Source organism: Arthrobacter sp. AOP36-A1-22 (assembly GCF_052377615.1).
Taxonomy (GTDB): Bacteria; Actinomycetota; Actinomycetes; order Actinomycetales; family Micrococcaceae; genus Arthrobacter_H.
The window spans coordinates 33,664-51,789 of sequence record NZ_JBQSWX010000011.1 but is presented as its reverse complement, the minus strand read 5'-3'; the positions used below and the strand labels follow the sequence as shown (position 1 = coordinate 51,789).

At 66.3% G+C, this 18,126-nt stretch carries 19 protein-coding genes, 1 tRNA gene, 1 other RNA gene and 1 pseudogene; 11 read left to right on the top strand and 11 right to left on the bottom strand.

Annotated features, from left to right (window positions below; genetic code table 11):
- Positions 1–21: 21 nt before the first annotated feature.
- The gene (locus tag ACT3S2_RS08555) at positions 22–1,503 is read right to left on the bottom strand and encodes a glyceraldehyde-3-phosphate dehydrogenase (RefSeq protein WP_444553723.1); all 1,482 of its coding nucleotides are present in this window, start codon (positions 1,501–1,503) and stop codon (positions 22–24) included.
- 469 nt (positions 1,504–1,972) lie between these two features.
- Here ACT3S2_RS08555 and ACT3S2_RS08550 point away from each other — a divergent pair, with 469 nt between their 5' ends.
- Positions 1,973–2,206, top strand: coding sequence for a hypothetical protein (locus ACT3S2_RS08550; RefSeq protein ID WP_444553724.1), 234 nt, complete (start codon positions 1,973–1,975; stop codon positions 2,204–2,206).
- A 304-nt stretch (positions 2,207–2,510) separates the two neighbouring features.
- On the opposite strand, the gene rnpB is transcribed toward ACT3S2_RS08550, so the two are convergent.
- An RNA gene (gene rnpB / locus ACT3S2_RS08545) (RNase P RNA component class A) lies at positions 2,511–2,879 on the bottom strand.
- A 13-nt stretch (positions 2,880–2,892) separates the two neighbouring features.
- A complete protein-coding gene (locus ACT3S2_RS08540) occupies positions 2,893–3,975 on the bottom strand; it encodes an acyltransferase family protein (RefSeq protein WP_444553725.1) in 1,083 nt (360 codons plus the stop codon).
- Between the two features lie 199 nt (positions 3,976–4,174).
- On the opposite strand from ACT3S2_RS08540, the gene ACT3S2_RS08535 reads away from it, so the two are divergent.
- The 3 genes from ACT3S2_RS08535 (at position 4,175) to ACT3S2_RS08525 (ending at position 6,267) form a co-directional block, all read left to right on the top strand.
- Positions 4,175–4,957, top strand: coding sequence for a YaaA family protein (locus ACT3S2_RS08535; RefSeq protein WP_444561537.1), 783 nt, complete (start codon positions 4,175–4,177; stop codon positions 4,955–4,957).
- Positions 4,958–5,096: 139 nt separating this feature from the next.
- Positions 5,097–6,101: an IS481 family transposase gene (locus ACT3S2_RS08530; protein WP_444553909.1), complete on the top strand. Its 1,005-nt coding sequence runs from the start codon at positions 5,097–5,099 to the stop codon at positions 6,099–6,101.
- Positions 6,102–6,117: 16 nt separating this feature from the next.
- Positions 6,118–6,267: a hypothetical protein gene (locus tag ACT3S2_RS08525; RefSeq protein WP_444561536.1), complete on the top strand. Its 150-nt coding sequence runs from the start codon at positions 6,118–6,120 to the stop codon at positions 6,265–6,267.
- Here ACT3S2_RS08525 and ACT3S2_RS08520 read toward each other — a convergent pair.
- Both ACT3S2_RS08520 and ACT3S2_RS08515 read right to left on the bottom strand, forming a co-directional pair.
- Positions 6,264–7,001, bottom strand: a complete 738-nt coding sequence (locus ACT3S2_RS08520) for a zinc ribbon domain-containing protein (RefSeq protein WP_444553728.1) — start codon at positions 6,999–7,001, stop codon at positions 6,264–6,266. The genes ACT3S2_RS08525 and ACT3S2_RS08520 overlap by 4 nt on opposite strands.
- A gap of 54 nt (positions 7,002–7,055) precedes the next feature.
- A complete protein-coding gene (locus tag ACT3S2_RS08515; protein ID WP_444561560.1) occupies positions 7,056–7,964 on the bottom strand; it encodes a Nif3-like dinuclear metal center hexameric protein in 909 nt (302 codons plus the stop codon).
- A 273-nt stretch (positions 7,965–8,237) separates the two neighbouring features.
- Between ACT3S2_RS08515 and msrA the strand changes: the two genes are divergently transcribed.
- The 3 genes from msrA to epsC all read left to right on the top strand — a co-directional run bounded on the left by msrA (position 8,238) and on the right by epsC (position 10,393).
- On the top strand, positions 8,238–8,762 hold the full coding sequence (msrA, locus tag ACT3S2_RS08510; protein WP_444561559.1) for a peptide-methionine (S)-S-oxide reductase MsrA: 525 nt from the start codon (positions 8,238–8,240) through the stop codon (positions 8,760–8,762).
- Positions 8,763–8,833: 71 nt separating this feature from the next.
- Entirely contained in the window at positions 8,834–9,769 is a 936-nt protein-coding gene (cysK, locus tag ACT3S2_RS08505; protein ID WP_444561535.1) for a cysteine synthase A, read from the top strand.
- 39 nt (positions 9,770–9,808) lie between these two features.
- Positions 9,809–10,393 carry a serine O-acetyltransferase EpsC gene (gene epsC / locus ACT3S2_RS08500; RefSeq protein WP_444561534.1) on the top strand — a complete coding sequence of 195 codons (585 nt, stop codon included), beginning with the start codon at positions 9,809–9,811 and terminating at the stop codon, positions 10,391–10,393.
- A gap of 84 nt (positions 10,394–10,477) precedes the next feature.
- Here epsC and ACT3S2_RS08495 read toward each other — a convergent pair whose 3' ends face one another.
- Together ACT3S2_RS08495 and gndA are read right to left on the bottom strand one after the other, a co-directional pair.
- The gene (locus ACT3S2_RS08495; protein WP_444561533.1) at positions 10,478–11,482 is read right to left on the bottom strand and encodes an aldo/keto reductase family protein; all 1,005 of its coding nucleotides are present in this window, start codon (positions 11,480–11,482) and stop codon (positions 10,478–10,480) included.
- A 120-nt stretch (positions 11,483–11,602) separates the two neighbouring features.
- Positions 11,603–13,039, bottom strand: a complete 1,437-nt coding sequence (gene gndA / locus ACT3S2_RS08490; RefSeq protein WP_444561532.1) for an NADP-dependent phosphogluconate dehydrogenase — start codon at positions 13,037–13,039, stop codon at positions 11,603–11,605.
- A gap of 352 nt (positions 13,040–13,391) precedes the next feature.
- Between gndA and ACT3S2_RS08485 the strand changes: the two genes are divergently transcribed.
- The 4 genes and pseudogenes from ACT3S2_RS08485 (at position 13,392) to arfB (ending at position 16,056) form a co-directional block, all read left to right on the top strand.
- Positions 13,392–14,207, top strand: a complete 816-nt coding sequence (locus tag ACT3S2_RS08485) for an endonuclease/exonuclease/phosphatase family protein (protein ID WP_444561531.1) — start codon at positions 13,392–13,394, stop codon at positions 14,205–14,207.
- On the top strand, positions 14,195–14,833 hold the full coding sequence (locus tag ACT3S2_RS08480) for a hypothetical protein (RefSeq protein WP_444561530.1): 639 nt from the start codon (positions 14,195–14,197) through the stop codon (positions 14,831–14,833). Before ACT3S2_RS08485 ends, ACT3S2_RS08480 begins: the two co-directional genes overlap by 13 nt.
- Positions 14,782–15,405 (top strand): annotated as a pseudogene (locus ACT3S2_RS08475) (glycosyltransferase family 2 protein); the annotation flags it as partial. The gene ACT3S2_RS08480 and the pseudogene ACT3S2_RS08475, both read left to right, overlap by 52 nt.
- A 228-nt stretch (positions 15,406–15,633) precedes the next feature.
- On the top strand, positions 15,634–16,056 hold the full coding sequence (gene arfB, locus ACT3S2_RS08470) for an alternative ribosome rescue aminoacyl-tRNA hydrolase ArfB (protein ID WP_444561558.1): 423 nt from the start codon (positions 15,634–15,636) through the stop codon (positions 16,054–16,056).
- A 48-nt stretch (positions 16,057–16,104) separates the two neighbouring features.
- On the opposite strand, the gene ACT3S2_RS08465 is transcribed toward arfB, so the two are convergent.
- The 4 genes from ACT3S2_RS08465 to ACT3S2_RS08450 form a co-directional block, all read right to left on the bottom strand.
- The gene (locus ACT3S2_RS08465) at positions 16,105–16,767 is read right to left on the bottom strand and encodes a mismatch-specific DNA-glycosylase (RefSeq protein ID WP_444561529.1); all 663 of its coding nucleotides are present in this window, start codon (positions 16,765–16,767) and stop codon (positions 16,105–16,107) included.
- A gap of 153 nt (positions 16,768–16,920) precedes the next feature.
- Positions 16,921–16,993 (bottom strand) — tRNA-Val (locus ACT3S2_RS08460).
- 62 nt (positions 16,994–17,055) lie between these two features.
- Positions 17,056–17,532 carry a redoxin domain-containing protein gene (locus ACT3S2_RS08455; protein ID WP_444553736.1) on the bottom strand — a complete coding sequence of 159 codons (477 nt, stop codon included), beginning with the start codon at positions 17,530–17,532 and terminating at the stop codon, positions 17,056–17,058.
- Positions 17,532–17,948: a DUF3052 domain-containing protein gene (locus ACT3S2_RS08450; protein ID WP_443427881.1), complete on the bottom strand. Its 417-nt coding sequence runs from the start codon at positions 17,946–17,948 to the stop codon at positions 17,532–17,534. The genes ACT3S2_RS08455 and ACT3S2_RS08450 overlap by 1 nt, the downstream gene beginning before the upstream one ends.
- Positions 17,949–18,126 lie beyond the last annotated feature (178 nt).

Sequence of the window (18,126 nt, the reverse complement as noted above, 5' to 3'; positions counted from 1 at the left end):
CGTCGTCGGCTCCGGTGGTTGCTACACGGTGGCGGTTGCCTCGACCGTGATGTCTTCGGTCCTGTCGACGGCCGGGAAGGCTGCCGGATGGGTTCCGGCGAGTTCCTCGATGACGCGAACCACCTGGCAGGAGTATCCGAACTCGTTGTCGTACCAGACGTAGACGACGGCGTTGCGGCCGTTGGCGATGGTCGCCAGCCCGTCCACGATGCCGGCCCGGCGCGAGCCGACGAAATCGGTGGAAACGATCTCCGGGGAGTCGATGTAGTCGATCTGCTTATGCAGTTCGGCACCCAGCGAGGTCTGGCGCAGGAACGTGTTCAGTTCCTCCTTGGTGGTGTCCTTTTCCAGGTTCAGGTTCAGGATGGCCATGGAGACGTCGGGGGTGGGGACCCGGATGGCGTTTCCGGTGAGCTTGCCCTCGAATTCGGGCAGGGCCTTGGCGACGGCCTTCGCTGCTCCGGTCTCGGCGATGACCATGTTCAATGCCGCCGAACGTCCACGGCGGTCGCCCTTGTGGAAGTTGTCGGTGAGATTCTGGTCGTTGGTGAACGAGTGGACGGTTTCCACGTGGCCGTGGGCCACGCCGTACTCGTCGTTGATGGCCTTGAGCACCGGGGTGATCGCGTTCGTGGTGCAGGACGCGGCGGAGATGACGGTGTCGTCGGCGGCGATGTCCCCGTGGTTGATGCCGTGGACGATGTTCTTCACATCGCCCTTGCCCGGGGCGGTGAGCAGCACCTGGGACACGCCCTTGGCCTTGAGGTGCTGGCCCAGTCCTTCACGATCGCGCCAGCGGCCCGTGTTGTCCACGACGATCGCCTTGTTGATGCCGTAGGCGGTGTAGTCCACGGCGGTCGGGTCGTTGGAGTAGATGACCTGGATCAGCGTTCCGTTGGCCAGGATCGTGTTGTTTTCCTCGTCAACGGTGATCGAGCCTTCGAAGGGTCCGTGGACCGAGTCGCGGCGCAACAGCGAGGCGCGCTTGACCAGGTCGTTCTCACCGTTCTTGCGCACCACGATGGCGCGCAGCCGGAGGCCGTAGCCACCGCGCTCGATGAGGATGCGGGCCAGCAGGCGGCCGATGCGGCCGAAGCCGTAGAGCACGATATCGCGTGATTCGGCTTCGGTGCGTCCCGCGCCACCGGCCTTTTCGGCGAATTCGGCGACTAGGAAGTCGGCCAACACGGCGTCGTTGCCCTGCTCGTTGAATTTGCGGGACAGCCGGGCCAGATCCACCGATACCGCCCCGAGATCCAAGGCATCCAGTCCCTGGAGCAGCGGCAACGTCTGGGATGGGGAGAGTTCCACGCCGTCGATATGGCGGGCCACCCGGTGGGCCTTGAGGATGTCGATCGGGGATTTGTTGATGAGCTTGCGCCCGTAGATGGAGGTCACCACATTGTTCTTGCGGTAGAGACGCCCGATCAGGGGAATCATGGCCTCGGCGAGTTCCTCGCGGCCGCTCCATTCGTTCTGGGCGGCGACAGACTGCTGGGTCACTTCTTGTCCTTCCAATTCAGCCGGCCGGGATCCACTAGCCGGTTGGCACCGCGAAAGCACCATTGCAGATACGGTTGGTTGGGGTCTGAGATTCCTCGCCCCCGGGGCTGCGCCCACCTCCATTCTAGGTTGTTGACCCCCGATCACCGCATTGATACCGGTGAACTCACTCACATGACCTGCCGCAGCGCCACGCCGCCCCAAAACCATGCATTCGAAGACATCTTCGATTATACTTGAATTGGCGGCGCCCCGTCTCTTGCGCCGCCGGCACGGCTCCCCCAGGCCGTGCCCATCAACCGGCCCCGCTCCTTCACCTCGGGCGGGGCCGGTTGCCGCCCCGACGCATCCCGCACCCCCTGGTCATCCGCGCATCCGGTCCGTCATCCAGGCCGGAACAGAACCGGGTGCCGCTAGACTGGCTGGAGGTTCGGCACGCCGCCGTCGACCGGCTACTGACTGGGGAAACATGAGGATTGGGGACCTGTCCCGCGAGCATCGACACCTGGGGATCGTCTTCCTCTGCGACACGATGGCCATCAACGGGACGCTGGATTACTTCAGGGCCATCTGGGTCGGCAGCGAATATCGGCAGGTGCTGACCATCAGCGGATGGGTTTCACCTCCCCTGCCATTGGATGCAGAGATCGAAGTCCACGAGCCCGACCCCACCCCGCCGACAGACGGCAAGTCGTCCGTGTAACCGAATTCGCGGTGGACCGCCACCGCTCACAGTAGAACGTATGTTCGACTATGGTTAAACCTCGCCAACCACCGGGGAGGACACCATCAACAAGGTCGACGTCGCCCAGGCGCTGCAGACCCTCAACGCCGATCTGGCCAGCGGGGGCCGGCCACCTCGGGTGAAGCGGAGCCTCATGCCGGGGGATTACCCGCCGCAGGTCCACCCGGATGACTGGGAACCGGATGACGAAACCGATCGTGGTCCACTCCAACCCCCGTGAGCCCTACCGGGAGGTGACACCGGGTCCGCAGTGGAAGGTGAGTGGACGGGATGGCCTGTACGCCGGGTTCTGTACCGGCAGCGGTTGCCCGGCTGCCGGTGACGATCATCCATCTAGGGGCACCGTTGCCGATGCCCTCACGCGGCCTACCCGACTACTGGGGCGAACAGCCCTCATACGCAGCCTGTCTGGCCTTGCTCCGGGTGGGGTTTACCGAGCCGCCCCAGTCACCTGGGGCGCTGGTGGTCTCTTACACCACCTTTTCACCCTGACCCGCACTCGGCGGGCGGTCTGTTTTCTGTGGCACTGGCCTGCGGGTTTCCCCGAGTGGGCGTTACCCACCACCCTGTTCTGTGGAGCCCGGACGTTCCTCGGGCCGCTTGCGCGACACGCGATCGTCCAGCCATCCCGTCCGTTGACCAGTCTAGCGTGCTCCGGGCGGCGTCCGGTCAGCCACCCCTACGGGTCCTTGCTCGGCCCGTTCGTCCCCCGTCGACGCGTCGGCCGGTCCAGTCTTCGGGGCCACGGCTGGTGATCCCGGTTTCGGCGGGACGATCCTGTCGACCAACGGCACCAAGACGGTGCCGATGCGTCCGACCACCTGGTGGACCGGCTTCATCGAGGCGAGCAAGGCGATCCCCGTCATGAGCATCAGATAGATCACCACGGCGACGTACCTGTTGTCCTCCGCCATCATCTTCGCGTAGCGCGCCACGGCCAGGACCGCGAAGCCGTGCAGCAGGAAGATGGAAAGACTCCGCTGGCCGAACCTGACCAGCAGGCCGGGTTCACGGGGCACCAGGACCAGCAGGCCGACGGTCAGAACCACCGCACAGATCTGCAGCACGAGTCGGTAGACCACGCCCGTGGGGTCGGAAACGTCCAGGACGTCGTAGCCCCTGCTCCCGTAGAACCATCTGTGGTCGGGGGCCCAATACAGCAGGAAGCCGAACACCAGCAGGGCGGCCGCGACCACTGCGGACCGGCCCCGGAGCCGCAAGCGGGAGACAAAAGCCAGCATGGCCTTGCCGTAGGTGAAGCCCAGCACGAAGAACGGCAGGAACACCAAGGTGCGGGAGGCGCTGTACGGGTAGTCGATCACGTCGACCATGCCCGATCCCAAGGAGATCAGGACGGAAAGGGCCAGGCTCGTGCGGGGAATCTTCGCGATCAGCGGGGTCAGCGCGGTCCATACCGCCATGGACAGCAGGAACCACAGGATCCAGTAGGGCCTCTCCCACGAGAACTTCGCGTCGGAACCCATCACCCACCGGGCCGCGAAATACGCGCCCTGGAAAACGACCAGCAGGGTCAGGAACTGGGTGCAGCGCTGGAGGATCCCCCTTGGTTTGGAGGTGATTCCGGCGAGGAAGACGAAAGCCGGCATATGGAAGGCGTAGATGCCGGTGATCAGGGCCTTGGTGATGAATCCATCATCTGGATGGGACCGGGCCAGCAGGTGGCCCAGGATGACCAACAGGATCAAGATCCCCTTGGCGGCGTCCAAGACGGGATCTCTACGGGTTCGTGGGGTAACCATCATGTACTACATATTCCTGACGAGCTCCGGTTGGGCATTACCCCCCACTGATCCGTGGAACCCGGACGTTCCATGGACCGATCGTGCGAGGCAAGGCCGTGCAGCCATACCCGCCCCGGCAGTCTAACGTGCTCCGGGGTCCCCGGGGCGCCGCTAGGATCGATGGGTGCTTATTCTGCTCCCCCCTTCCGAAGGAAAGAAGCCTGCCGCCGCGGGCCCCGCCTACGACGCCGAGACCCTGGCGTTCCCCGAACTCTCGGCTGATCGCGCCGAAGTGCTCCAGGCACTGGCCGCTGTATCCGGCCAGGAGGACGCCTTGGAGGCCTTGGGGGTGGGCGCCTCGCTGGCCGGGGAAGTGACCCGCAACATCGCCCTCCACCAGGAGCCGGCGGCCCCGGCCCACGAGGTCTACACCGGGGTGCTCTTCGAGGCGTTGGGCTACCACACCCTCACTGCGGCCCAGCGGCGCACGGCGGATGCCTCCGTCGTCGTGGTCTCGGCCTTATGGGGCGCCGTGGGCTTCGCCGACCGGATTCCCGCCTACCGGTTGTCGATGTCGGTGAAGCTGCCGGGGATCGGGAAGCTGGCCAACTGGTGGAAGAGCAGGCTCAATCCCGTGTTGGGTGAGCGGGCCGGCGACGGGCTGGTCATCGACTGCCGCTCGAGCACCTATGCCGCCGCCTTCACTCCCCCGCCACAGAACACGGTGGCCGTCTCGGTGTTCCAGCTCCGCGGAGGCCAGCGCAAGGTCGTCTCGCATTTTGCCAAGCACACCCGCGGTGAGGTGGCCCGCCACGTCCTGGCCCGGCGGAGCGCACCAAGCACTCCGGCGGCCCTGCTCAAGGCCGTCCAGGAGAAATGGGATGCGGAGCTGGTGCCCGCCACCGCAAAGAAGGCCCACCAGCTGAACATCATCCTGCCCGAGGACCATAGCTTCGCCACCAAATAATCCCGAAACACGCAGGATCAGGGCCTAGGTGTTCTGCTCATGGAGGTTGGTGACGCCCGGTGTGGCGGATAGCTAAAGAGGGCCTTTCTTGGATTCGGTGTTAAGCGACCAAGCAAAACGCCGAAAAGAAAGGCCCTCGATGTCCCACCGTAACGCCCCGCTGACCCCTGAAGGACGTCGCCGCCTCTGTGAGCGTGTTGATGCCGGCCGCCCGATCTGCCACGTCGCTTCCGAGGCGGGGATTGCCCGTCAGACACTCGGGCGTTGGTACGCCCGCTGGACCGCGGAAGGCGAACCAGGGCTCGAAGACCGGTCCTCACGCCCCGAGACCAGCCCGAACCAGACCGACCCGGACATCGAGGCACGGGTCTGCCAGCTACGCCGGAAGGAAAAGCTCGGCCCGATGCAGCTGGTCGGGCTGCTCGTCACCAAAGGCATCGAGCTACCGGCCTCGACCATCTACCGGATCCTGCTGCGCCATGGCATCTCCCGGCTCCGGGACCTGGACGTGTCCGGGGAGGACCTGCGCGAGCCCGTGGTCCGCTACGAGTGGGACCGGCCCGGGGACATGGTCCACGCCGATGTGAAGAAGATCGGCTTCATCCCCGACGGTGGCGGTTGGCGCATCCATGGCCGGGGCTCGGCCCAGCACAAGGCCTCCAGCCGCGCCAAGAATGCAGGTGCCCGCGCCGGCTACGTGTACCTGCATTCAGCCGTCGATGACCACTCCCGGCTGGCCTACACCGAGGAACACATCGACGAAAAGGGAGCCACCGCCGCCGGATTCTGGGAACGGGCCGTGAAGTTCTTCCGCCGTCACGGGATCACTCGCATCCGCCGGGTCCTGACGGACAACGGCTCCTGCTACAGGTCCTGGCTGTTCACCGCCGCGCTGGCCAAGTCCCGTACCCGGCACAAGTTCACCCGGCCCTACCGTCCGCAGACCAACGGCAAGGTCGAGCGCTACCAGCGCACACTGGCCCGCGAATGGGCCCACCGACAAGCCTGGGCCAGCAACGCCGAAAGAACGGCGGCCCTGCAAGGATTCCTAGACCACTACAACTACACTCGATCACACACCGCGCTCAAGGGCAGGCCCCCAGCCAGCCGCGCGCCAATCGGTGTCACCAACCTCGCGGCATAGAACACCTAGAGGCCCCATGGTCTGTCACCAGTTCGATTTCGAAGCCGTCCGTGTTCTGCAGATAGGCGGCGTCATGGTCGGCTCCGCCGGCATGTGGATGCAGCGCCGCGATTTCGAGATGGTGCAGCCGCCCGCGCGGAACCGGCTCGCGGGCTTCTTGTTCTAGTTCCACTCGGGCGAGCGGACCAGGATGACTCCCGAGTCGGGGCAGGAGACGACGTCGTCCTCGGCGGCGGCACGGATCTCCGCCAGATCGCCGGCGGCCAGTTGCATGCCGGATCCTTCCGAGGTGCCGTGGAAGAGCCGGGCGGCGCCGATACCGCGCTGGGCCAGCCGCTTTTCATACATCCCCACCAGGGTCGGGTCGATGCCTCCTGCCAGCTCGGTGCGCTCGTTCACCAGCGTGGCCCGTTCGGCGGCCAGTTCCGCGGCCTTCCCGTCGCGGGCGCGTTCGAGTTGGGCGAGTTGGGCCGCGGTGCCGTCGGCGGAGGCGGTGACGCCTTCGAGCCTGCCGGCGACCTCTTCGGCCGTTTCCATCAGTTCCAGTTCGGTGGTTTCGAGTTCCCCGCGCTTGAGCAGCAAGGAGTCGATCTCGTGCTGCAGGGCCATCATGTCCCGGGCGGTGCCGCGACCGGCCTCGATCTGGGCGCGGTCCTTATCGATCCGGCCCTGGATCTTCTCGCCCTGGTGTTCGATGTCGGTCAAGGCATGCTGGGCCGCCGCCGATTCCTCGGCCACTTCGCGGCGGGCTGCCTCGGCGTCGGCCACGGCTTCCCCGGCGGCGATGATCTCGGGATCGGAGTCGAGGGCCTTCACCGCCCGGTCGATCTTCACGATCTTCGAGTCCAGCCCCTGCAGGTCCAACAGCAGCAGCTGGTCGGCGGGTGATGCCTTGGCCATCGGTGTTTCTCCTCTTGCTCGGTGGTTCCCCAGCCTACTGCCCGCCGTCGCCGATCACCCCCCCGGGGTGAGGATGAAATCCCAGGGATCGGTGTTGATCGAGCTGACCCCGATCTCCAGGACGAAGTTCTGGTCGATCAGCACGTTGTAGAGCCCTTCAGCGGCGGCTGGCAGCCACAGCCATTCCCCGGCGAAATGGGAGATGTCCACCAGATAGGGCCGGTCTTCCACGGCTGCCTCGCGTGCTTCGGAGGCCGGGTGGTGACGCAGGTCGGCGGTGACGAACACATCGGCCCGGGCGGCCCGCACGGCGGAGAAGAGGCTGTCCCCGGCACCGCCGCAGATCGCCACCGTGCTCACGATCCCGTCCCGGTCACCGGCCACGCGCACGCCCCCGGCGACCGCGGGCAGCGCGCCGAAGACCCGGGAGGCGAAGTCGGAGAGCGCCAGGGCATCCGGCAGGGTGCCGACCCGGCCGAGCCCTTCCTCGGGCAGCCCCTCGGAGGCCGCGACCAACGGGGTGACATCGGTCAGTCCGAGGATGTCGGCCAACACGTCGTTGACCCCGCCCACCGCCGAGTCGCCATTGGTGTGGACGGTGACCAAGGCGCAGTGGTTCTCGATCAGCTCGTGGATGACCTCGCCCTTGAACTGGTCGGCCGCCACCGATTTCACCCCACGCAACAGCAGGGGGTGGTGGGTGATCAGCAGGTCCGCTCCCCGGGCGATGGCGTCGCGGACCACCTCGAGGGTGGGGTCCACGGCGAAGATGATGCGCCGCACCGGACGCTCGACCCGTCCGGCGACGAGGCCGACGGCGTCCCACTCCTCGGCCAGCGAGGCCGGCCAGAGCTCTTCGATCGCCACCAGGACCTCACCCAGGGTGGGAACGGTGGCCCCGGGGCGGGGACCGGGGGCCACGGCGGCGCGGGCATCCCGGGCACCGCCATCGGTGGCCTCCACGGCCTCGTCACGTCCTGGGGCGTCGTCCGTCACGGTCGTCTCGCCCTGGGGGGAGTCCTGCGGCGTCTTGTCCTGGTCATTGCGCATGCTCCTACCGTAGTCCGCGGGGAGTCAACCGGGCGTCAAGTGCCCCCTCGACCCTGATCGCGAAGTCGTCCGGGAATGAATGGGAGCCTGCGGGCATTGACCATGGATGTGAGTAGCAAGTCAGCAATCCCAACGTCAGCGGCGCAGTTCGGCACGTCCGATTCCGCCGGATTACCCGACCACGGCATCCAGACCTTCATCCTCGGTGCCGGATGCTTCTGGTGCATGGACACGATCTACCGCAAGACCGTCGGCGTCTCCTCGGTGGTCTCCGGATACATCGGCGGGCACACCCCGGACCCGCACTACCGCGAAGTGTGCAGCGGAACCACCGGACATGCCGAGGCGGTCGCAGTAACATTCGATGCCGCCGTCGTCCCGGCCGACGTCATATTGGACATGTTCTTCACCGGTCATGACCCCACGACGTTGAACCGCCAGGGGTACGACGTCGGGACCCAGTACCGTTCGGCCATGTTCTACACCGATGTCCGGCAGAAGGAGTTCTTCGAGGCGTCCTTGCGGCGGAACCAGGAGAACTGGGGGGACCCGATCGTCACCGAGATCGTCCCCGCCCCGTACTTCCACGAGGCCGAACCGATCCACCAGGATTTCTACGCCGCGAACCCCTACGAGGGCTACTGCCAGGTCATCATCAACCCCAAGTTGGCCAAAGCCAGGAAATATTACTCCCGGTGGCTGGCCGAATAAACCGTGATTCGGCACCTCGATAAGCTGGACCACCGATCAACCCCACAAACTCTTCCGAAAGCAGGCCGCTGATGGCACAGATCTACAACGACGTGACCGAACTGGTCGGACGCACTCCCCTGGTCCGCCTGAACCGCTTGGCCGAGGGCCTGCCGGCGCAGGTCGCGGTCAAACTCGAATTCGCCAACCCCGCCAATAGCGTCAAGGACCGCATCGGGGTGGCGATCGTCGACGCCGCCGAGAAGGCCGGCGCCCTGACGACCGGTGGGACCATCGTGGAGGGCACCTCCGGCAACACCGGGATCGCCCTGGCCATGGTCGGGGCCGCCCGCGGTTACCGGGTCATCCTCACCATGCCCGAGACCATGTCGACCGAACGCCGGGTCATGCTGCGCGCCTTCGGTGCCGAGATCGTGCTGACCCCCGGGTCCGAGGGCATGCGCGGCGCCGTGGAGAAGGCCAAGGAAATCGTCGCCCATACCGAGAACGCCATCTGGGCCCAGCAGTTCGCCAACCAGGCCAACCCCGAGATCCACCGCACCACCACGGGCCAGGAGATCTGGGACGACACGGACGGGGCGGTGGACGTCCTGGTCGCCGGCATCGGCACCGGCGGCACCATCACCGGGGCCGGCCAGCTGCTGCGCGAGAAGAAGCCCGAGGTGCAGATCGTCGCGGTGGAGCCGAAGGATTCGGCCATCCTCAACGGTGGCGCCCCCGGCCCGCATAAGATCCAGGGCCTGGGCGCGAACTTCGTTCCCGAGGTCCTGGACACCGAAATCTACAACGAGGTCCTGGACGCCACGATCGAGGATTCCGTGCGGGTCGCCCGTGACCTGGGAACCAAGGAAGGCATCCTCGGGGGCATCTCCGCCGGTGCCGCCGTCTGGGGTGCCCTGCAGGTCGCCGCCCGTCCAGAGAACGCCGGGAAGCTGGTCGTGGCCGTGGTCCCCGACTTCGGCGAACGCTACATCTCCACCCTGTTGTACGACGACATCCGCGGATAGCGGCAGCACCTGAAGGACAACCACCAGCAAAGGTTTCGTGTGACTTTCCTATCCCGCCTGAAAGAGGATCTCGAAGGGGCCCGCGCCCATGACCCGGCAGCACGCGGGGACGCGGAAAATGCGTTGGCCTATTCGGGCCTGCATGCCATCTGGGTTCACCGGCTGACCCACCGGCTCTGGCAGACCCCCGCGCTGCGCCTTCCGGCACGGCTGATTTCGCAGTTGGCGCGCTTCACCACGGGAATCGAGATCCACCCAGGGGCGACCCTGGGCCGCCGGTTCTTCATCGACCACGGCATGGGCGTCGTCATCGGCGAGACCGCCGAGATCGGCGACGACGTGATGATCTACCACGGAGTGACCCTCGGGGGCCGGTCCTTGGCGAAGGTCAAGCGACACCCCACCATCGGTGACCGGGTGGTCATCGGTGCCGGGGCGAAGGTCCTGGGGCCGATCGTCATCGGCGCCGATTCGGCGATCGGAGCCAACGCCGTGGTGGTCAAGGACGCTCCCGAGGATTCGATCATCACCGGGATCCCTGCAACCAACAGGCCACGCCGACCCCAGGAGCACCAGCCGGCCGTGGATCCAGCCGAATACATCGACCCGGCGATGTGGATCTGACCGGCGGCCAAGGCCTCCCACGACGAACGGTCCGGGACCGGCAGTTCTTTGCTGCAGGTCCCGGACCGTTCGTGTGCGTCCGTGCTAGGCGGGGCGCTGTTCGGGACTGACCGTCTTGGCCGGATCTCGCTCGACCACATCCCCCAACGCCTCATCGATGCGGGTCATCAATTCCGTGGGGATCTCCACCCCCGAGGCCTTCACGTTCTCGGCGACCTGCTCGGGGCGTGAGGCCCCGACCAGGGCGGTGGCCACGTTCTCGTTCTGCAACACCCAGGCAATCGCCAGCTGGGACATCTTCAACCCCAGTTCATCGGCGATCGGTTCCAGCTGCTGCACCCGGCCGAGCACGTCATCGGTCATGAAGCCCGAGATGGTCTTCTTGCCGCCCTTCTCATCCGTGGCCCGGCTGCCTTCCGGCGCCGGTTGCCCCGGGCGGTATTTGCCGGAGAGCACGCCCTGGGCCATGGGCGACCAGACGACCTGGGACATACCCAGTTCCTTCGAGGCCGGGACGACCTCGGCCTCGATGACCCGCCAGAGCGCGGAGTACTGCGGCTGGTTCGACACCAGCAAGAATCCCGCCTGCTTGGCCAACGCCTGACCCTCGCGCAGCTGGGACGCACTCCATTCGGAGACCCCGATATAGAGGGCCTTGCCGGCCCGTACGACGTCGGCGAAGGCCTGGATGGTCTCCTCCAACGGCGTCTGGTGGTCGTAGCGGTGCGCCTGGTACAGATCGACGTAGTCCATCCCCAACCGACTCAGCGAGCCGTTGATGCCTTCCATGATGTGTTTGCGCGAGAGCCCGCAATCGTTGGGCCCCTTGGGCCCCACCAGCCCGAAGACCTTGGTGAAGACCTCCAACGATTCACGCCGCTGGCTCTTCAGCGCGGCGCCCAGGACCTCTTCGGCGGCCCCGTTGGCGTAGACGTCAGCGGTGTCGAAGGTGGTGATTCCCGCGTCCAGGGCGGCCTGCACGCATTCGGTGGCGACGTCGTTTTCCACCTGGGAGCCGTGCGTCAGCCAGTTGCCGTAGGTGATTTCGGAAATTTTGAGCCCCGAGGCCCCGAGAAATCTATAATCCATGCCCTCAGCCTATGCCCGCGGGCCTGAGTCAAAACAGGGCACGACGGCGGAACCCGGAATGGTTCCGCCGTCGTGCCCGCAGGAGCGTGTCGGCAGGGGGTGGCCCCGCCGGTGTGGTCGCTAGTGCGTGGAGACTGCTTCGATCTCGGTCTTGTCTCCGCTCCACTGGGTGTGGAAGGTTCCTTCGGCATCCATCCGGTTGTAGGTGTGGGCGCCGAAGAGGTCGCGCAGACCCTGGGTCAGGGCTGCCGGCAGGCGCTTGCGGCGCAGGCCGTCGTAGTAGGCCAGCGAGGAGGAGAAGACCGGGACGGGGATGCCCAGGGAAACCGCCGTCGAGACCACGCGGCGCCAGGCCGGGACGGCCCCGGCAATGGCCTCGGAGAAGGATGGGGTGAACAGCAGGTTGGCCGGCTTGTCGTCCGAGGAGTAGGCCTTCATGATGTCGGCCAGCAGTTCGGCGCGGATGATGCAGCCACCGCGCCAAAGCGAGGCGATCTCGTCGAGCTTCAGATCCCAGTCGTACTCGGTGGCTGCCGCGGTGAGCATGTCCAGGCCCTGGGCGTAGGAGACGAGCTTGGAGGCGAAGAGCGCCTGGCGGACGTCCTCGACGAAGTCGTCGCCGAGAGTGACGTCCTGCTCGTGTCCGGCCAGCACCTCCTGGGCGATGGCGCGCTGGTCGCGCTGGGAGGACAGCCCGCGGGCGAAGACCGATTCGGCGATCGCGGAGGTGGGCGATCCCAGATCCAGGGCCGATTGCACGGTCCAGCGGCCGGTACCCTTCTGGCCTGCCGAGTCCACGATGACGTCCACGAGCGGTTTGCCGGTCTTGGCGTCCTGGTGGGCCAGGACCTCTGCGGTGATTTCGATGAGGAAGGAGGCCAGTTCGCCCTTATTCCATTCCGTGAAGATCGTGGCCTGGTCGGCCGGTTCGATTCCGGCGCCGGAGCGCAGCAGGTCGAAGGCCTCGCCGATGACCTGCATGTCGGCGTATTCGATGCCGTTGTGGACCATCTTCACGAAGTGGCCGGCGCCATCGGTGCCGATCCAGGCGCAGCATGGGGTGCCGTCGACGTGGGCCGAGATCTTCTCGAGCATCGGGCCCAGGGCCCTGTAGGACTCCTCGGAGCCGCCGGGCATGATGGAGGGGCCCCACAGGGCTCCTTCTTCACCGCCGGAGACGCCGATGCCCACGAAGTGCAGGTCCTTCTTCGCCAGGGCCGCCTCCCGGCGGCGGGTGTCCTGGAAGTTCGAGTTGCCGCCGTCGATGACGATGTCACCGGCTTCGAGCAGCGGAACGAGCTTGTCGATGACCGAATCGACCGGGGCGCCTGCCTTGACCATGAGCAGCACGCGGCGCGGGGTCTCCAGCGACTCGACGAGCTCCTCCATGGTGTCGGTGCGGATGAACTCGCCCTCATCGCCGTGTTCCTTGAGTAAGGCGTCGGTCTTCTCGATCGATCGGTTGTGCAGGGCCACCGTGTAGCCGTTGCGGGCGAAATTGCGGGCGAGGTTCGCGCCCATGACCGCTAGGCCGGTGACGCCGATTTGTGCCTTCATCAGGACTCCATCCATTGGAAACAAGACGAGCTGGTGCCCCGGCACACTACGGTGCCGGACACGGCTCCGTGACTGGTTCCCAGTCTAGTTCGCCCGCCCCTCGGCGGAAAGCCGATCAAGCTGTTGCCTGCGACCGACAGCAACAATTCAACGATTCACCTACTGGAGAGTTTGTATAGAAACATACAAAGACACGGTATTGTTGCGAAGGGAGTTCTGCGCCGGGGCTCGCTGGTAGCGTGACGATATGGGCTGGCCGACGAACGATGGGGACACCGCATTGCGCTCTTTTCCCGCCCATTCTCCTCCGACACCCCTCATCGGCCCCTTAGCACTTCCCCTGCTGCACGTCATGACACTGAACATCCGGCGGCGCATGCCACCGTTCTGGTTTCCGGCGGCGGATCGATGGGCCCGCCGCCGTCCCCTGCTGCAGCAACTGCTGGCCGCCGAGCAACCCACCGTGCTGGCCTTGCAGGAAGTGATGCCGGGCCCATCCCGGCAGATCCGGGACATGCTCGGCGCTGCCTACGCCTCCGTGGGGACCGGGCGGTCCGCCGGTGGCGGCGGGGAACGCTGCGAACTGCACTACGACCGCCGCCGACTTCACCTGCTTGATTCCCGGTTCTGGTGGCTTTCGGAGCACCCGGAACGTCCCGGTTCGCGTTCCTTCGGCAACCCACTACCCCGCTTCGTCGTCCAGGGACACTTCAGCGATCGGGGCACCGGTGCACGCTTCCATGTCCTGGTCACGCATCTGGATCCGTTTTCCGCCCCGTCGCGCCGGGCCTCGGCCCAACTACTGCACCGCGTGGTGGCGGATCTTCCCGATCCGGTCATCCTGCTGGGGGACTTCAACGCAGGCACCGGCTCCCCGGCCCACCGTCACCTGGTCGACGGTCGGGTCCTGGCCGATGCCCTGGAGGTGTCAACGCGACAGGTCGGCGCCGACTGTTCGACGTTCACCCGGTATGGCAGCCCCACCAGCACCGGCCCCCGGTTGGATTGGATCCTCGTCTCCCCCGGCCTTCAGGTCGAGTCGGCGGGAGTGAATGCACTGCGCCTGGGCGGAGCCGCCGTCTCAGACCACGAACCCGTCCACGCAGTGCTGAACCTCGGCCCGAAGCATTCGGCCCACCCCGAAGGGGGCCCGTCATGGAAGCGGTGAGACACGCCCTCTTCCGGCCTCCCGTGAACCGGGTGGTGCTCCTGGCCGACGTCGTGCGGGCAGCCATGCTCATCAGCGTCGTGGTCGCCGGGGTGGGGTGGGGCTGGATCCAGGTAGCTGTCTTCATGCTCGCCGTATTGGCGACCTTGATCCCTCGCGCGCTGCGAGTACGGGCCAGCCTGGACCTTTGCGTCGGCATCGCCTCGCTGGCAGCCGCCTGGAGCAACGTCTTCGACCTGTATGTGCTCCTGCCGGGGTGGGATAAGTTCATGCATGCAGTATTGGGCGGACTGATTGCCGTCTTGTCAGTGGTGATCGCCCAGCGGGCGGGCATCCTGCCGCCGACCATTCAGCGGCCCGGCGCATTGGTCGTGGCCACCCTCGTTCTCGGCTTGGCCACCGGAGCAGTCTGGGAGCTGTTGGAGTGGGCCGGACACACCCTCATCGACCCGGGGGTACACGTGGGCTACCAGGACACCATGGGCGATCTGGCGGCCGACGGCCTGGGGGCCCTGATCGGGGGATTCCTCCTTCCCTCCCTGACGGCTGATCCCCCGGAACCTGCCGCCCCGCCATGCTCCCCCGGGCAGGCAGCCTCGCCGCATGGCCCCCGGGAGCTGCCATGAACCGCCCGACGGTCAGTGTGGTGATCCCGGTCAAGGACGACGCCGAAAAACTGCGGCATTGCCTGGAGGCGCTGGCCGGGCAGCAGGTGGCCCCCCTCGAAATCATCGTCGTGGACAACGGCTCCAGCGACGACAGCGCGCGCGTGGCCCGAGGCAACGCGGCACAGGTCCTCTTCGAACCCCGCCCCGGAATCGGCGTCGCCAGTGCTGCCGGCTACCACCGGGCGCGTGGAGACATCCTGGCCCGGCTGGACGCCGATTCGGTGCCGGCCCCGGACTGGATCGCCACGATCGTCGCGTCCTTCCATGCCGATGCCGGCGTGGATGCGATCACCGGCCCAGCCCACTTCAATGACGGCCCCTCCGCCCTGCGCCGACCGGCCCTGTGGGCCTACCTCCTGCCCTACTTTGCGCTCTCTTCCCTGGCCTTGGGGCATGTGCCGCTCTTCGGCTCCAACATGGCCTTCAGACGTCGAGCCTGGCACGAGGTCAGCGATCACCTCCACACCGATCGTTGGCTGGTCCACGACGACTTCGATCTCTCGTTCCATTTGGGCGTCAAGCATGTGCTCCGTTTCGTACCGACCCTGCGCACCGGCATCTCGATGCGCCCCTTCCACGATGGCGGGGCGGTCCTGCGCCTGCGCCGCGGGTTCCATACGGTGTTCCTGCATTGGCCCCACGATCTGCCCTGGCTTCGGATCACCCGGCGGCTGCGCACAAGGTTCCGGCGTCCCGCCCACAGGGGCCAGTACGACGGCGGGGCTCCTGGGAATCCTGCGTCGTGGGACGATCAGGACATGGACTTGCAGGTATCCCCGGTGCTGACGATCCCGGCTTCGGAGCTCGGCTGGCGTTTTTCGCGGTCCTCCGGTCCCGGCGGGCAACACGTCAACACCACCGATAGCCGGGTGGAACTGTTCTGGAACATCGCCGCCTCCCCCACCCTGGGCGAAGAGGACCGTGAACTGCTGTTGGACCATCTGGGTCCGCGGCTGGTCGCAGGAACCCTCACCGTCACCTCCTCCGAACAACGCTCACAACGCCGAAATCGCGAGAGGGCCCTGGAGAAACTGGCCCAACTCATCCGCGAGGCCCTGGCCCCGGCAGGACCCAAGCGGCGTCCGACGAAACCGACCCGGGGCTCCAAACGCCGTCACCGGGCCGCGAAGAAGCAACGATCCGACGTCAAACAGCAGCGCCGTAGGCCCTCCGCGGAGTAGGTTCCACCCGGGGACCATCCTTACCCCCGGCCCGCCGGCGGTTCCGACTCAGGCGCTGGCGTGCCAGACATCCTCCCACTTCAGGGCCAACGACCCGGCCGTTTCATGGGCATTGAGCCCGCTGGGGTTGGGAAGGACCCACAGTTGCACGTCCTCCGGCCACCCTTCCGGTGGCGTGTCGGTCTGCAAGCCCAGCGTGGCCCGGGGTTGGCTGAAGGCCACCCGGTAGGCCGTCACCCCCAAGACGCCCACTGCCCGGGGCCGCAGGATGCGTACCCGCTCCACGAGTCGGGCCCCGCCGGCCCGCAGTTCCTCGGTCGTCAGTTCGTCTGCCCGTGCCGACGTGCGCTCAACCATGTTGGTGATCCCCAGGCCGCGCTCCGCCAGCATCCGTTCGTCCACCGCGGCGAGTCCTCGTGAGGCATCGACTTTCCGGTCGAGGACTCCCGCCAGGGCCAGGGACGTCCAGAACCTGTTTCCCGGCCGGGCGAAGGGCGCATTGACCGCTGCCGTCCAGGGACTGGGGTTGATCCCGACGATCAGCAATCGGAGCATTCCAGCCGATAACCGGTCCGCCGGGTAGGGCAGGACGTCTTCGCGCCCCAGGCCCGAGTGCGCCGCGTGGGCCACGTCCGTCTTCGTGGGCCGTTTTCCACCCAGCGGGGATTCGCTTCGCCACGGTGTCCAGTCGGCGGCAAGTCGCATCTGCATGGGGACAGCCTAGATCGTGTCGGATCAGGCGGCATCCACACGGCGGTGGCGCACCATACAATGGCGCCCCCGCGCCTCGCGGAACCGCGGTGGGAATGAAAAATCCCCGTCGTCCTTTCGGCGGTGCCTGAAGGATGACGGGGATTCATGGCGTGGGCCCTACCGGGATCGAACCGATGACATTCACGGTGTAAACGTGACGCTCTACCAGCTGAGCTAAAGGCCCTTGCGGGGATCGAGCTTACCGGCAATCGGCCCCGCCACCAACTCGGGGTCACGACGCCTACGTCAGCGGCGCAGCCGGGCGATGGCGTCGAAGTAATCCTGTTCCTGCCTCGCTTGGCCGATGCCGCTGCTGAAATGATCCACCACGCGTCCGCCGGCGAGCAGGAACGTTGAACGCAGGGCCCGGCCCTGCTCCTCGTCGAAGCAACCGAAGGCCCGGGCCACCTCTCCGTGGGGCCAGAAATCGGCCAGCAGATCGAATCCGAGGCCCTGCTCGGTGGCATAGGCCCGCAAGGCGTGCTTATGGTCGACGGAGATTCCATGCAGTGAAACCCCGGAGGCTTCCAGTTCCGGACGCACCCGTTCCAGACCAACCAGTTCCCCCGTGCAGACCCGGGAAAAGGCAAACGGGTAGAACACGAGAAAAGCCCGTGCGGCGCCGATGCCCTCCAGCGAGACCGGCCCACCGAACTGGTTCGGGAGGCTGAAGGCAGGAATCGGTGAACCCAGCAGCGCGTGGGTTCCCGGCTCAGCCGTCATTAGTTCTTTCGACGACCCACGAGCCTGGTCGCCGTCCAGTCTTCGGATACACCTTCACTGCTGGTGACGTGCAGCCCGGCCGTCGGGGCGGCTTCCTGGATTTCGGGCACGCCGACGAAGCCGTCACGACCCGATTTGGGGGTCATCAACCAGATGACGCCGCCTTCATCCAAGGTGGTCAGCGAATCGACAAGTTCGTCCACGAGGTCGCCCTCGCCATCGCGCCACCAGAGGAGGACGCCATCGACGACTTCATGCTCGTCCTCGGCCAGCAGTGCGTGGCCGGTAACTTCTTCCAACGTGTCACGGAGACCGTCGTCAACGTCGTCGTCATAACCCAGCTCCTGGATCAGGTCTCCATCCTTGAAGCCCATTTTCTCCACGGCTGCGGTCTTAGCCGCTCCGGCGTCGCTCACGTTTCTCCTCCCACTAGATGCATATACACCTCTCAAGCCAACACCTTTAAACACTTCCCATCAAGCGCAGAGCCCGCAAACACGCCCCAGCGGCGAAAAACGCACCACCCGGGCCCGGATCTGGGCCCGGAACGTGCGGTCGTTCGCGGCCCCCGTACGTCTGTTCTTCCGGTCACCG

Excerpts from the sequence above, each read along its gene's own strand:
- ACT3S2_RS08455 (WP_444553736.1), bottom strand. The coding sequence starts at position 17,532 with ATGACGGCTGAGCCGGGAACCCACGCGCTGCTGGGTTCACCGATTCCT.
- ACT3S2_RS08530 (WP_444553909.1), top strand. The coding sequence starts at position 5,097 with ATGTCCCACCGTAACGCCCCGCTGACCCCTGAAGGACGTCGCCGCCTC.
- ACT3S2_RS08495 (WP_444561533.1), bottom strand. The coding sequence starts at position 11,482 with ATGGATTATAGATTTCTCGGGGCCTCGGGGCTCAAAATTTCCGAAATC.
- ACT3S2_RS08480 (WP_444561530.1), top strand. The coding sequence starts at position 14,195 with ATGGAAGCGGTGAGACACGCCCTCTTCCGGCCTCCCGTGAACCGGGTG.
- gndA (WP_444561532.1), bottom strand. The coding sequence starts at position 13,039 with ATGAAGGCACAAATCGGCGTCACCGGCCTAGCGGTCATGGGCGCGAAC.
- arfB (WP_444561558.1), top strand. The coding sequence starts at position 15,634 with ATGGACTTGCAGGTATCCCCGGTGCTGACGATCCCGGCTTCGGAGCTC.
- ACT3S2_RS08525 (WP_444561536.1), top strand. The coding sequence starts at position 6,118 with ATGGTCTGTCACCAGTTCGATTTCGAAGCCGTCCGTGTTCTGCAGATA.
- ACT3S2_RS08485 (WP_444561531.1), top strand. The coding sequence starts at position 13,392 with ATGACACTGAACATCCGGCGGCGCATGCCACCGTTCTGGTTTCCGGCG.
- ACT3S2_RS08520 (WP_444553728.1), bottom strand. The coding sequence starts at position 7,001 with ATGGCCAAGGCATCACCCGCCGACCAGCTGCTGCTGTTGGACCTGCAG.
- cysK (WP_444561535.1), top strand. The coding sequence starts at position 8,834 with ATGGCACAGATCTACAACGACGTGACCGAACTGGTCGGACGCACTCCC.
- ACT3S2_RS08465 (WP_444561529.1), bottom strand. The coding sequence starts at position 16,767 with ATGCAGATGCGACTTGCCGCCGACTGGACACCGTGGCGAAGCGAATCC.
- ACT3S2_RS08550 (WP_444553724.1), top strand. The coding sequence starts at position 1,973 with ATGAGGATTGGGGACCTGTCCCGCGAGCATCGACACCTGGGGATCGTC.